Consider the following 14,208-nt stretch of genomic DNA (forward strand, 5'->3'; position numbering starts at 1 on the left):
CTTAATTGGTATTTCGCCCTAATAAGCGGTAAATTCGTGTTTGTAATTCATTTGCAAAACCGTAATAACGACCAGATAACTTTTCTGCACGTGCTGAAAATCGGTTATAAGCAATCACAGCAGGAATCGCTGCAAATAAACCAATCGCAGTTGCAATTAAAGCTTCAGCAATACCTGGTGCTACGGTATTTAATGTTGCTTGCTCAACTGTAGATAAGCCAATGAATGCATTCATAATTCCCCATACTGTGCCAAATAAACCAATATAAGGACTGACTGAACCCACTGTTGCTAAAAACGTTAAGTTCTGTTGTAACTTTTCTTCTTCTTCACTAATTTTACTGAGTAAACGACGTTCTACACCATCAATCACGTCGGTTGCTTGGAGTTGTTTATCTACTTTAAGTTGTTGATATTCATCAAAACCATGTTGAAATATACCAATAACACCTTGCTGCTGCTCAGGTTGTTGAAAATCTTGTTGTAAAACATATAAATCTTTTTGTTGCCTAAAGTGATGAACAAAGCCTTTCCACAACTGTTCTTGTCGATGTAAAAGCAAACTATGCCGGATAATTAAATACCAACTATAAAATGAGGCTAAAACCAAAATCAGCATGACTAACTTGACCAATAAACTTGCATGGCTAATTAACATCCAAATTGACATTTGATCCATTGTTGCTTGCATAAAAAACTCCACATTGTCTTGATTGTGTTATCGCATCAAGACATTTAAAAAAAGTAAGGTATTCATTTTTAAAATGAACTTTTTCATATCAGTTCATTTTGTATAAAGATTTAGTCCAGTTTGAGTGCTTGAGCAATTTTGCTCCAAGGTACATATTTATAGTTTTGATTTGCTTCAGGCATGCGTTTTCGTCCATCTTGGACAACAAATATGCCTTCCTGCCAAATACCCGAAAAGTTTTTTGCACTGACTGCTAGACCATCTGTTTCTGATACAGCATCTATCCCTTTTTCTGGATTTATCCCTAAACGAAACGCGCCACGAACTACATAAGGAGCTTTGGCTTCTACGACCACATAGCTATCATTTCCTTGACTAGAAATGATGAGATAAGTTTGATTTTTACCGTGATAAAGCCCTAAACCTTCAATATCATCATGTAAAATATCTCCAACGGCGATGACCTGCTGCATGGCTGTTTGTGTTTGAGGATTAAGGTCTTTTACCCATACAGCGACATCTTCTTCACCCAGAAAAATATGACCATTACGATCATCTACGACACAACCTTCAGGTTGAGTTTTTACAGAAAATCTTTGAATTTCCTGTGCTTTTAATTTTTTATTTAATGCACTAATCTGGTATTGAATGAATGTGCCATTTTTGTCATTTGGAATTGCATAAATCTCACCCTGTTGGTCTTGATACATGCAAAATCCATAAATATCATCCAATGTTGTCGCTAACTGACCCAATTCAGAAACTTTCCCCGTCATCGGTTCAATAGCAAAAAGATGTAAACTGTTATGATCACGATTGGTTGCAATAGCCAGATCAATGGTTTGATTGCCCCAGCGAAAACCAGATCTGACATCAACGTTATTTAAGCGACCTACGGCTAAATACTGTAGGGTTTTACCTGATAAATCATAAACTTGAAGACCTCCTTGTTTATCCGTAGCCAAAATCCTTGATTGGCTAGGTTGCTGTAAATTGTGCCAAATCGCAGGATCATCAGCTGCATCACCCGTGCTAGGGACTACATCTGTCTGTGTTTCTACAGCGATAGTCACTATGTTTTTCTGCTCGGTTTGCTTTTCAGTTGCCCAATCAATATTTGCCATTTTTATTGATTTATCATCTAAAATAAGCAGTGATTTATTGAGTGCATTGCCCTGAGTTAAATGACTTTGAACACTTAAACTTTTTGCTTCTTTTAGCGTATCGAGTTGCAAGGCTGGTTGTACTTTCCACTCATTATTTTGCTTTTGATAACGATAAATTAAAGGATATTTTTCATCTATTACTGCAACTTGATCATCGACGATCGCAATCGCTGCTGGTGAACTTTGAATTGAACCAAAAGGCTTCACCATATCTACTGCTTTTCGTGTTAAATCTGCTTCTGAATGAGCAGGATATGCCCAAACCCCTACATTTGGCTCATTAATCAATAACTCAGCAGTAACATCATTGACCTTACAAAAGTTACTTTCAGGAGGAAAGCTAAGTTTACGCACCAAACGTGGTTGTTGTAAAACTTGCTGTTGATTGGCGATTAACCATTGCTCACCAAGACCCTCTTCTCCCACTAAAAATGCAAAGCTTAAACCTTGTTGGTCTGTATATAAGCACACAGCTTCGGCTTTAAAATCACGTTTTGGAATAAAAACAGATGGATGCCATGCTTTAGTTTTTAGATCCATATTGAATAATTCAATTTGCTGTTTTTGTAAGTTTGTTGCAGCAAATAAAAAATATTCTGAGCCAACTCGATAGTCAAAACGTCCAAATTGCCCTTCAATTTGATGCACAACATTGTATTTCTGGTCTAAAAACTGAAGCCCTTTATTTTTACTGCTCACAACCATCGCAACTTCAGACCATGTTGGAAGATTTAACCACTGCACATCTTCGACTTTCACGCCCTGATTTTCTATTTTACGGAGCTGTATTTGCTCTTGTGCGGGTTGATCAATACTGATCGCTGTAGCAGAGATTTGTTGCGTTAAAAGTTTTTTATTTTCAACATTGTGCTGTGTACATGCGCTTAAAATCAATAAACACGTGCTTAAAGTCGTTAATTTAAAAGACAAACAATTCATAGGAATACTCAAATTTAAGATGCAATTTTTGTGTGCCTTTGTCATCTCAAAGGCACTACTTTCAACGTGGTGTTTAATTTGCTATTTAAAAAAATTTAAAAATAGTTATAGGTGAGCGCTAATTTATAGGCTGTGCCATATTCCTCATACTGGGCGTTATAGGCTTTGCTGCCTGCATAGTTATAATAATTTTCATTGCTTATATTCTGAACATCAAATTTGAGTTGTAAATTTTTAGATAAATTTACATGGCTGCTAAAATCTAAAAAAACCTGATCATCACTATAGATATCTTTTTCTGGTGCATGAATATCTCCAAGCTCTAACAAAGAATTAGATTTATAATGTGCAGAAAGACGTACCCCAAAATTTTCATTTTCCCAACCTAGCATTGCATTTGCGACAACATTAGACTGACTCGGAAAATGAATACGACGGCTTAATAATTCTCCATCTTTCATGGCATCAATATTAGCTTCAGACTTACTTAAAGTGGTATTAAAACCCATAAGTAAACCATTCAGCGGTGATTTTAAATGTTCAAATTTTTGTGAATAGGCGAATTCCATGCCATAAAGCTTTGCTTTCTTACCATTTTTATAGGTCAAAGCTTCATCAAAATCAGTCCATTGCCCTGTCCCTGCCAGATCTGTTGCATAAATAAAATTGTCTATATTTTTGTAAAATGCATAAAAGCCGACCATACTGGCTTTACCAAAATATCTTTCTAGACCTAAGTCAAAATTGGAGGCTTCTAAAGGCTTAAGCATCGGTTGCCCAAATTCAGCTTCATCACCATCAATATAAATACCCGGTGCATTTTGTGCAAAGTTTGGTCTCACAACTGTATTTGTCCATGCTGCTCTTAAATAAGCATCATCAGCGAGTTGATAACGCAAATGTAAACTGGGTAGCCAATGGTCATAATCATTCTTATATTTTGTTGCAGTAATGACCTCATCATTAAATTCGAAACCCTGAGCTTCAAATTTGGTATTTTCGTAACGTAAACCTGCAATCAGACGTAAACGATCTAAATCAATAGTATTCATGACATAAGCGGCTTGAATATCTTCATTCGATTTAAAATCATTAATGATAGAGTTATCTGCAACATGATATTTTTTGGGATCAAGCTCGGCAATTTTATCTTTTATTAGACCTTTATCAATCGTAGGACCAAACAGACCTAAGTCATAATGGCTATTTTGATTAAAGTCAGCATTTGAACCTGTTAATTTCTTATATTTCCACTCTTCAGTATCATTATTTTTTTCACGTTGACTTATTTTTCCACCAAATTTTAAAGTGGCAGCATAATTCGCCAACATATAGTCTTTTAACAGATCCAACTTCGCATTGTATTCTTTGTCTGTGGTTTTTGATTTCTCCCAAGTGATTGTATCTAACTGATATTGTTCTGCATTATAAAAATCTTGATCGGCTGTGATGACAGGTTTTTGATTACTTTCAAAACCAACATTCGCAAAGTCGCCTTTAAATTTTGCGCCTGAAATTCCTCCGGGATTTTCTTCTGAAGCTTCGCTATAGCCAACTTGCCCTTCAACAGTCCATGTTTTTGCAAAATTTTGTTTGCCACCTATGACAAAAGATTGAATTTCCTGTGTTTCTTCACGACTTTTGAGTGATCGAGTAACTTCGGCATCACCACGTTGTCCTGATTGTTGAGGATCAGCAAAGGTCGCCGCAACTTCCTGACGAGACTCAGTATCTTTAAAACGACTATATAATGTTCTTAAATAATATTCTCCACCACTATTCGGTCGATAGTCAAAATTTAGTCCTGCGCCGATGCGCTCACGTTCAATATCATATTGACGCATTGCGGTTTCTTCTAAGGATTTTCCATCCCATGAACCACCCGTTTCGACATTATCAGAGCCAAATTTACGATTTTGATAACTTAATGCAGCAGCAACGCCTAAATTATCTTGACCATCACCAATACTAAATTTATTACTGATTGCCCCTGAAATTTTTGGGCTATATTTTTCTCGTTTATCTTCATAGCTACCCTCAATTGTTCCTGTATAAAATAAGCCATCATGATCAAAAGCCGATAAACTTTCGACTTGTACGGTTCCACCTAAAGAGTTGGCATCTAAATCTGGCGTTAAAGTTTTAATGACAGCCAATGATTGGACTAATTCTGAAGGCAGTACATCAAGTGCTACTCCACGTCGATCACTTTCAGGTGCTGGAACTAAAGTTCCATTAATAGTAACTGTATTTAAATCTGCACCTAGACCACGAACAGAAACGAAACGCCCTTCGCCTTGATCTCGCTCTATAGATACACCTGAAATCCGTTGTAATGCTTCTGCTGCATTATCATCTGGTAATTGTCCAATTCCATCAGCATGTACCACACTGCTAATTTGATCAGCACGTTTTTGTTCTTTTAATGCTTGATCCATACTGGCAACTTGCCCAATAACTTGAACATATTCAATTGCCTGATCTTCTGCATGCAAATGCGTCATACTGAACATCGCAACAACTAATGTACTGAGTTGAAATTGTGTTTTGTTCGGATATGGTAAATAACTCTTTTTATGTCGCATGATTACTGTTCCCCTCAAGCCAAAGTGGCATGGTTTGAACGCACAATAAAAAGCAAAGATGAATACTCTATGACAGTAAATTTTATAAACTTTAAATTTCTCAATTATTTGCCAGTTTTAAAGTTTAAATGAGCTTATTTGACCTGCTCTGATTGAGTAAAATGAGATGATTTTCTCTATTTAAACCAAGCATTGTTTAAAATCATCCTAAAATCCATGATTCAACTAAAAATACGCTGATCTCATTTGACTATGAGCTTTGCCATAAAATTGTCATCTTTATTTGTTTAGCTTGGGCACAAATTGGTGATTATTATGAAATATGCCTAAATATCTGTTTTATCATCGCTGGACTTTTGCTGTATTGAGTATGATTTGTAGCTTTGTACTGCTTATATTTCTTTGGCTTGGTCAATATAAATCTATATCTGAATGGAATTGGGTCGATATTTTTGGTGAAGGTGGTGCAACTGTTTTTATTGGTATTTGGATTTTTTTTATTATTAAAAGTCGTCGCTTAGGCTATGTGACTCACTATATATTATTGGGTTTATGTTTTATTTTTTTCCATATGTGGATGGATCTTTTAGATGAATTTATTCGTATTCCTAAAGAAATGGTTTGGGATGCGTGGTTAGAATCTATTCCTTTCCCTATTGGTTTATGCTTATTGACCATAGGTATTTATTTTTGGCATATCGAAGAACTAGCCATCAATAAACAGCTACAAAAACGTGAACGGATTTTTCGAGATCATCGCTTATTTGATGCACTCACACCTCTGGCAGATGCGCATTATTTTAAAAATCAGTTAAAAGTAACAATTGAAGCTCAGCAACAACAGAACTTTTCATCTTCAGTTGTTTTATTTGACATGCATAATTTTAATAAAATCAATCAACAACATGGTTTTGATGAAGGAACAGCTATCTTACAACATGTTTCTCAATTACTGAGTTTAAACTTACGTTCAGATGACTTACTCTGCCGTTTTGCAGGTGATCGCTTTATTATGCTTTTACCTCATACTTCACTTAAACATGCGGAACAAATTGCTTTACAATTAGAACAAATCATCAGCTTTTGCGCATATTATCATCATCAACATGCGGTACGTATTCCTTTAAAAGCCATGACAACTTGCTGTGAAGTCCATCCTGATCATAGCGTTAAAGATATTCTGTATGAACTCAATCAAAATTTAGTCAAAGCTAAACAAGGTCATTCATTACAGCGAGTTATAGCATGAGTTTTGAATGTGACTACGCTTATTTACCCGCCCATGATCATCTTTCTATTTTGATTGATTTATCAATCAGTCATGGTCTTGAACATCACCGTTTGCTGAGTGGCAGTGGTATATTTTTAGAAGATATTTTTGCTGGCACTAAAAAAATTAGTGTTCAACAACTGCAACATGTATTGAAAAATTCAGAAATATACTTTCGTAATCAAGATATCAGTTTTTTATTTGGTCAGCGTAGTTTAACTACACCTTTTAATGATCCTATTAAATCTATGTTATATGCAGCTCATCTCGACGAAGTATTTTCTCGTTATATTGAGTTTTTTTCCTTAGTTTCTCCGTGGTTATGCCCAAGAATAATGCGTAGCTCGACACATTTACATTTATATTGGCTAGATGAAAATAAATTTGAAAATCGTTTTTTAATTGAAAGTTCAATGAGTGCTGTACAAGCCTTAAGCCGTCAACTCTATCAAGAAAAATTACCATGGAAATTTGAGTTTAACTTTTCTGAGCCTGAATATATTGAACAATATTGGACACATTTAGGCAGTGATTTAAGTTTTAATCGCCCAATCAATATGATGAGTTTATCACGTGAATTATGTCATCATCCCTTACCTAATGCCTCAGCAACCCTTTCTATGATTTGCTATCAACAAGCATTACAACACATGACTGAACAAAAAATTCACTGTAGTTTTTTACTTCAATTACATCAATATCTCATGCAGAATATTCAAAATAATATTCAATTAGAACATACAGCCGAATATTTCCAAATGAGCTCAGCAACTTTAAAACGAAAATTAAAAAAACATCAGACCCATTTTCAAGCACAACTTGATCAAAGTCGGTTACATACCGCTATTTTGCTATATCGAGTTCATGGTTTTAAAACTGAGCAAATCTCTCAATATTTACAAATCAATGATACGACCAATTTTAGACGTGCTTTTAAAAGATGGAGTGGTTTAAACGTACAAGCGGCACAACCTTAATATTCAATATCAAATGTTATATCTCTTATTTGTGCACCATTTAAAAAAGTGAAATGATTTTAAATTTATCAAAATTTTCAATGTTTAACACCCTCACTTAAAAACCCAAAGTGAGGGGTATATGTCAAAATAAGATCAAGAAAGATAATCATCTGTCGAAATAACCGCAGCATAAGCAAATTGAAATGCTGCCATTAGTGTTGCGTGTGCATATGCTGCTGGAACTTTGAGACCATTAAATTCTAAATCTAGTGTTGCACAAGCATCATGAACAACTTTGACCTTATAACCAAAATCAGAGGCTGCACGCACAGCAGCATCTATACACATATGACTCATAGCTCCAATGATGACCAATTCCTCAATCGCATTTTCTTGCAAAACTTGTTTTAAGTTTGTCTGTAAAAATGAATTCACGTAATTTTTAACAATGATAACTTCATGATCAAGAGGAGCAACTTGTTTTTGAATTTCTATACCATTTGAATTTGGTTCAAATACAGGCATCTCTCCATGCGCAAAAACATGTTGTACATGAATCACCTGAATGTCATTTTCACGTGCATTTGCAATAATTTTTGCTGCGTTGGCTGCTGCATTTTCAATACCGACCAAAGGTAATTTTCCAGTAGGTAAATACTCATTTTGTAGATCAATAACCAGAATCGCTTGCTTTGTCATAACACATTCCTTCGTCAAAATTAATATCATGAGTTGATAATTTGTCCTTTTTAGCCCAATATACCAAGTGACAATATCGACATTCTTCAAGGTGATACCGACAAATGTCCAAAGATCTCAAGCGAATCGTTGAAATTGGTCTGCTTATTTATCCTGAAGTTCACATGGCTACTGTACTTGGTTTGACTGACCTCTTTAATTTGTCTAATAAAAATAAACAGGATGCACTGTTTCCGACACTCAAAGTTAGTCATTGGCAATTTGATTGCATAACGCAAAAAGTGATTCGAATTAATGAAACATATCCTGAACTTCATACAGAACCCAGTATCATCATACTGCCACCTAGCCTAGCAGATCCTATTTCCATTCAACTTGCACAGACCTATATTCCTTGGCTAAGACAACAAAACTTAAATGGTGCTATTTTGGCATCTATTTGTGCAGGTGCATTTTTACTGGGTGAAACTGGACTTATACAAAACCAAAAGATTACTTTGCATTGGCAACATAAAGAGTTATTTGAAAAACGCTTTCCACACATCCAGTTAGATCTTGACCCATTGATTATAGATACTGGAGAGATTATTACAGCAGGTGGTGTGATGGCTTGGGTTGATTTAGGACTACAACTCGTTGAACGCTATCTTGATCGAACAGCGATGCTTAAAACCGCACAAATTTTATTGGTAGACCCACCGGGTAGACAACAAAGTTATTACAGAGCTTTTTCTCCAAAATTCGATCATGGGGATGACATTATTTTAAAAGTTCAGAAATGGCTTCAAGACGTTTATACCCAACAAATTAACTTATCTGACTTAGCTAAATATGCGTGTATGGAAGAAAGAACTTTCTTAAGACGCTTTAAAAAAGCCACAGGAATGACAAGTATTGATTATTGTCAACATTTGCGCGTTGATCATGCTCGTGAAAAGCTACAAAATTCTCAGGTTTCAATTGACAGGATTTCTTGGGAAGTTACAATGATCCAAGCGCCTTTAGAAAAGTCTTCAACCGAATTATTGGGCTAACACCTAGCGAATATCGTCAAAGATTTAACTCAAATTTACACTAAAGCTTACACCAAAATAATGTGGGTGATATTTTCAATGCTACGAGTTGAATAAACTCTTGATCACCCTTCTGCCTTAAAGACACCTAGGTATCTATACATAAAATGTGTAGATACCTATGCCTAAAAGACAAGATTTGATGGTGACCTAAATAAAATAAAAGTCTTGTTATTTATGCCAATCCGTTAAGCGAAATTTTACAGTTTAAAAAGCTGCCAGATTGGTTTGTGCTCGCCCTAAAATCAGTGCATGTATATCATGTGTTCCCTCATAAGTATTGACCACTTCAAGATTTACTAAATGTCTTGCAACGCCAAACTCATCATTAATCCCATTACCACCCAGCATATCTCGCGCTTGTCTCGCGATGTCTAAGGCTTTCCCGCAATTATTACGTTTGATTAATGAAGTTCCTTCAACAGAAGCAATGCCCTCATCTTTCATACGCCCAAAACGTAGAGCAACCTGTAAACCTAAAGCAATTTCAGTTTGCATATCTGCCAATTTTTTCTGAATTAATTGTGTTGCAGCCAAAGGACGACCAAATTGTTTACGGTCAAGTGTATATTGTCGTGCAGTATGCCAGCAAAACTCTGCTGCTCCCATTGCTCCCCACGCGATACCGTATCGAGCACTGTTCAAACAAGTGAATGGACCACGCAAACCTCGAATATCAGGAAAGGCGTTTTCCTCAGGAACAAAGACCTGATCCATCACAATTTCACCTGTAATGGAAGCACGTAAACCTACTTTGCCATGAATTGTTGGTGCAGATAAACCTTCCCAGCCTTTTTCTAAAATAAATCCACGAATATCACCTACATGACCTGCTTCATCCACTTCTTTTGCCCAAACAACAAAAACATCAGCGATTGGACTATTGGTAATCCACATTTTATTGCCTGTGAGTCTATAACCACCTGCTACTTTTTTAGCTCTTGCTGCCATATTGCCCGGATCTGAACCAAAGTCAGGTTCTGTCAGACCAAAACAACCAATATATTCACCTGTTGCAAGTTTAGGTAAATATTTTTGTTTTTGAGCCTCTGTACCAAATTCATTGATCGGAACCATCACCAATGAACTTTGTACACTTGCCATTGAACGATAACCTGAGTCTACACGCTCGATTTCACGTGCAATCAAACCATAGCTGACATAATTTAAACCTGCACCACCATATTCAGCGGGAATAGTTGGTCCAAGTAAACCCAACTCACCCATTTCACGGAAAATCGTACTGTCGGTTTTTTCGTGGCGGAAGTTTTCCAATACACGCGGTTTTAATTTATTTTGACTGTATTGATATGCGGTTTCTCGGATCAGACGCTCATCACTATCCAATTGATTTTCGATTAGAAATGGATCTTCCCAATTAAAATTTGCCATAAAAAATGTCCTTAAGTTTTAAATATATTTTCGTTTGATATGCTGTTTTAAGTCGTAGAAATATCTATTTAGATCGTCCAGATTCAATCTTAGTAGACAACACTATATAAATGCTCTTCAAAATTAGTCGCGATTTGATTCGGATTTCGAAGGTGATGACTTTCCATTTTATTACTCCATGTTCAATCTAGAACAATATTTTCCATTTTTAAAAAACTGATTTAATAATCAAGAAATTAAAAAACGATTTCTTCATTATTTTTATATCTTCAACCAAAAAATTTCTTGATTTCTGTACATTTTTTGATAATCTATATTTATCAGTTTTACTCTGTGGAACTATAGTTTCACTTTATAAAACAACTTTAAAATCATTTTTAGAGAATGTAAAGCGATGCAGTCAAAAAAAATTGAAAATATTGATGAATTAATGAAAGATCAAAGATTTATTATTTCTTTATCACGAGGTTTAAATGTCCTGTCCTGCTTTACAGGCGTTACTGAGCCCTTGTCTCATCAACAAATTTGTGAAGCAACAGGTTTGGCTAAAGCGACTGTAACGCGCTTAATTTTTACTTTAATTTCAATGAATTATCTTATTCAAGATTCAAACGGAAAATATCTGCTTGGACGTGAGGCGGTACTTTTAAGCAATACCGCATTTACTCAATATGATGTTGTAAAGCTTATTAGCCCACAAATGCTTGAATTTGCAGAAAAATATCAAGTTTCAGTCAATCTTGCTATTCATCAGGCAGGTATGATGACCTACTTAATTGCTCATCGTAGTCCTTCAAAAATTTCTGTTAATTTACAAGCAGGTTCACAAATTCCATTAGAACAAACAGCAATTGGACGTGCCTATTTTGCAAATAGTGATACGAAGACCCAAAAAATTATTATGGATTATATTGCAGAGCGAGATCATGAACAGATAGAAAAAATCCAGAAAAACTTAGAAAAACATGCTGATTTTTATAAGAAAAATGGATTTTCTATTTCACATGGCGATTTTTCTTCAGAGATTTTAGCCATTGCAGTTGCGATTCCATCCAAAGATGGAACACAAGTGACATACAGTCTAAATGCCAGTGTGCCAAGTGGCTCTTGGAATGAAGAAGAATATATCAAATATCTTGAAACACCTTTGAAACAATTAGCTTTAGACATTGCTGATGCTATTTAATTTTTAAATACGGAGTTTTTTTATGCGAGCTTTAGAAGGAATTAGAGTTCTTGATTTAAGCCGAGTTCTTGCAGGTCCATGGTGCAGCCAAATATTGGCAGATTTAGGCGCTGAGGTGATTAAAATCGAACATCCAGATCGTGGTGATGACACCCGTTTCTGGGGTCCACCTTGGATGAAAGATGATCAGGGAGAAAATACCCAAGAGTCGGCATATTATCAGACAGCAAATCGAAATAAACTTTCTGTATGTGTTGATATTGCTCAACCTGAAGGTCAAGACATTATTCAAAAAATGGTTCTAAATAGCGATATTTTGATTGAAAATTTTAAAACACATTCATTAAAAAAATATGGTCTGGATTATGAAAGCTTAAAGAAAATCAATCCGAAATTAATTTATTGTTCAATCACAGGTTTCGGTCAAACGGGTCCTCGTGCTGAACAACCTGGATATGATTTTATTATTCAAGGTTTGGGTGGACTCATGTCTATCACAGGTGAAAAAGATGATTTAGCAGGAGGTGGTCCACAAAAAGTTGGTGTTGCTGTTACCGATTTAACCACAGGTTTATATGCAACCATCGCGATTCAAGCCGCGCTTTTAGCACGAAATAAAACAGGTATAGGACAGCATCTTGATATTTCTTTGCTTGATGTACAAATCAGTATGTTAGCCAATCAGGGCATGAACTATTTAAGTTCAAATATCGCCCCAGTAAGAACAGGAAATAGCCACCCAAATATTGTGCCATATCAAGTTTTTAAAGCTAAAAATAGTCATTTTATTTTAGCCTGCGGTAATGATTCACAATTTAAAGCTTTATGTCATGCAATTGATCGCGCTGATTTAAATCAAAATATGGATTTTCAAACGAACGCGCTACGTGTTAAACACCGAATAGCTTTGACTGAAACTTTGCAAAATCACTTTATGAGCCAAGATGCGGCATATTGGGTCGAAAAAATCAATGCAGTCAAAGTCCCTGTTGGTTTAATTAATAATATTGCTCAAGCGCTTGATGAACCCCAAGTAAAGCATCGAAATATGGTCGTTGAGCAAGCACATCCATTGAATCAAAATTTTAAAATGATTGGTTCACCACTTAAACTTTCTGATACACCAGTAGAATATCAATCACCTCCTCCAACTTTAGGTCAACATACATTTTCAGTACTGTCACACTACTTTGATGAAGACAAAATTCAGGAACTCGTCAAACACAACATTATTAAATAAAGATTGATCTGGCATCTTCAGAAGCTTATTTCGGGAGTTAAGAGCAATATTCTTCAACATTGCTCTTAGCTTTTAAAGCTGTGTTAGCTATAGATTAGAATGATAATGTTTCACCATCTAAAGGAATTAACACTTTTTCTTGAATACCTTGTGCTTTTACATAAGTAGCTAGTTGTTTTCTAGTCAAAGACATATGGTTAATCGCATCCATATGTACAGCAACAATTTTAGCATCAGGTGCTTTTTGAGTAGCACGATATGTATCTTCTTTCCCCATGATAATAGATGCCTTGAAGCCATCAATTAAAGCATTTCCTGTATTTAAAATAATCACATCAGGGTTAAATTTTTCAATTGTTTCATCAACTTCAGGACGCCAAATGGTATCGCCTGCTAAATAGATAGTTTCATGCCCTTTAGCTTCAAATACCACTCCCATTGCTTCACCAAGTACCATTTTAATTTTTGGATTTTGATACATTTCATCTGTACCATGTTGCCCATTTGTTTTGGTCAACGTCACACCTTGAAATTCTGTTTGCTCTAAAATACGGACATCCTTAAAGCCTTGCGATAAGATAACTTTTTGATCCTGTTGGTTCTGAACAAAAATAGGCATTGTTTTAGATATCATGTCTTGTGCTACACCATCCCAATGATCGAGATGTGTATGTGTAATGATCACAGCATCGACACCTTCTAAGATCGCACTGGGTTGCATAGGTAAATCAACCAAAGGATTACGTAAAAAACTACGATATGTATCTGTAAATCCTTCATAAAATCCTTTCGGTGCAAACATCGGGTCAACCAGAAAAGTTGTATCAGCATAGCTAATTTTCACTGTGGCATTACGGATTTCTTGAACATGTGTCACGTTTGAGCGATCTCGTTCAGTTCTATGCTCTGCCTGCGTCGTTGTTGTACACACTGTCGCGGCTGTTAAAAGAATACAATAAAATAAGTTTTTCACGATATGGGCTTCCAATAAATTCATGTAGCCATTAT

At 35.6% G+C, this 14,208-nt stretch carries 11 protein-coding genes; 5 read left to right on the plus strand and 6 right to left on the minus strand.

Annotated elements, in window-relative coordinates:
* Position 1: 1 nt before the first annotated feature.
* From tolQ to C9E89_RS09015, 3 genes are all read right to left on the minus strand, one after another.
* Complete coding sequence (tolQ, locus tag C9E89_RS09005; RefSeq protein ID WP_107007917.1) at positions 2-691, minus strand: protein TolQ; 690 nt, start codon at positions 689-691, stop codon at positions 2-4.
* Between the two features lie 110 nt (positions 692-801).
* Positions 802-2,796, minus strand: coding sequence for a phytase (locus C9E89_RS09010; RefSeq protein ID WP_107007918.1), 1,995 nt, complete (start codon positions 2,794-2,796; stop codon positions 802-804).
* Between the two features lie 95 nt (positions 2,797-2,891).
* Complete coding sequence (locus C9E89_RS09015) at positions 2,892-5,381, minus strand: TonB-dependent receptor (protein ID WP_107007919.1); 2,490 nt, start codon at positions 5,379-5,381, stop codon at positions 2,892-2,894.
* A gap of 322 nt (positions 5,382-5,703) precedes the next feature.
* Between C9E89_RS09015 and C9E89_RS09020 the strand changes: the two genes are divergently transcribed.
* The gene (locus C9E89_RS09020) at positions 5,704-6,630 is read left to right on the plus strand and encodes a diguanylate cyclase domain-containing protein (protein WP_107007920.1); all 927 of its coding nucleotides are present in this window, start codon (positions 5,704-5,706) and stop codon (positions 6,628-6,630) included.
* Positions 6,627-7,628: a helix-turn-helix transcriptional regulator gene (locus tag C9E89_RS09025; protein ID WP_107007921.1), complete on the plus strand. Its 1,002-nt coding sequence runs from the start codon at positions 6,627-6,629 to the stop codon at positions 7,626-7,628. Before C9E89_RS09020 ends, C9E89_RS09025 begins: the two co-directional genes overlap by 4 nt.
* Before the next feature lie 135 nt (positions 7,629-7,763).
* On the opposite strand, the gene C9E89_RS09030 is transcribed toward C9E89_RS09025, so the two are convergent.
* Positions 7,764-8,309, minus strand: a complete 546-nt coding sequence (locus C9E89_RS09030; RefSeq protein WP_107007922.1) for a cysteine hydrolase family protein — start codon at positions 8,307-8,309, stop codon at positions 7,764-7,766.
* Between the two features lie 104 nt (positions 8,310-8,413).
* Between C9E89_RS09030 and C9E89_RS09035 the strand changes: the two genes are divergently transcribed.
* On the plus strand, positions 8,414-9,343 hold the full coding sequence (locus tag C9E89_RS09035) for a GlxA family transcriptional regulator (protein ID WP_228199007.1): 930 nt from the start codon (positions 8,414-8,416) through the stop codon (positions 9,341-9,343).
* A gap of 246 nt (positions 9,344-9,589) precedes the next feature.
* Here the strand turns inward: C9E89_RS09035 and C9E89_RS09040 are convergent, their stop codons facing one another.
* Positions 9,590-10,774 carry an acyl-CoA dehydrogenase gene (locus C9E89_RS09040; RefSeq protein ID WP_107007923.1) on the minus strand — a complete coding sequence of 395 codons (1,185 nt, stop codon included), beginning with the start codon at positions 10,772-10,774 and terminating at the stop codon, positions 9,590-9,592.
* A gap of 394 nt (positions 10,775-11,168) precedes the next feature.
* On the opposite strand from C9E89_RS09040, the gene C9E89_RS09045 reads away from it, so the two are divergent.
* Together C9E89_RS09045 and C9E89_RS09050 are read left to right on the plus strand one after the other, a co-directional pair.
* Positions 11,169-11,960 carry an IclR family transcriptional regulator gene (locus C9E89_RS09045; protein ID WP_107007924.1) on the plus strand — a complete coding sequence of 264 codons (792 nt, stop codon included), beginning with the start codon at positions 11,169-11,171 and terminating at the stop codon, positions 11,958-11,960.
* A gap of 22 nt (positions 11,961-11,982) precedes the next feature.
* Positions 11,983-13,200 (plus strand): CaiB/BaiF CoA transferase family protein, encoded by a 1,218-nt coding sequence (locus C9E89_RS09050; protein WP_107007925.1) that lies wholly within the window; start codon positions 11,983-11,985, stop codon positions 13,198-13,200.
* A 94-nt stretch (positions 13,201-13,294) separates the two neighbouring features.
* Here the strand turns inward: C9E89_RS09050 and C9E89_RS09055 are convergent, their stop codons facing one another.
* Positions 13,295-14,152 carry an MBL fold metallo-hydrolase gene (locus tag C9E89_RS09055; protein WP_228199009.1) on the minus strand — a complete coding sequence of 286 codons (858 nt, stop codon included), beginning with the start codon at positions 14,150-14,152 and terminating at the stop codon, positions 13,295-13,297.
* Between the last annotated feature and the right edge of the window lie 56 nt (positions 14,153-14,208).

It is taken from the genome of Acinetobacter sichuanensis (genome assembly GCF_003024515.2).
In the GTDB taxonomy this organism is placed as follows: domain Bacteria; phylum Pseudomonadota; class Gammaproteobacteria; order Pseudomonadales; family Moraxellaceae; genus Acinetobacter; species Acinetobacter sichuanensis.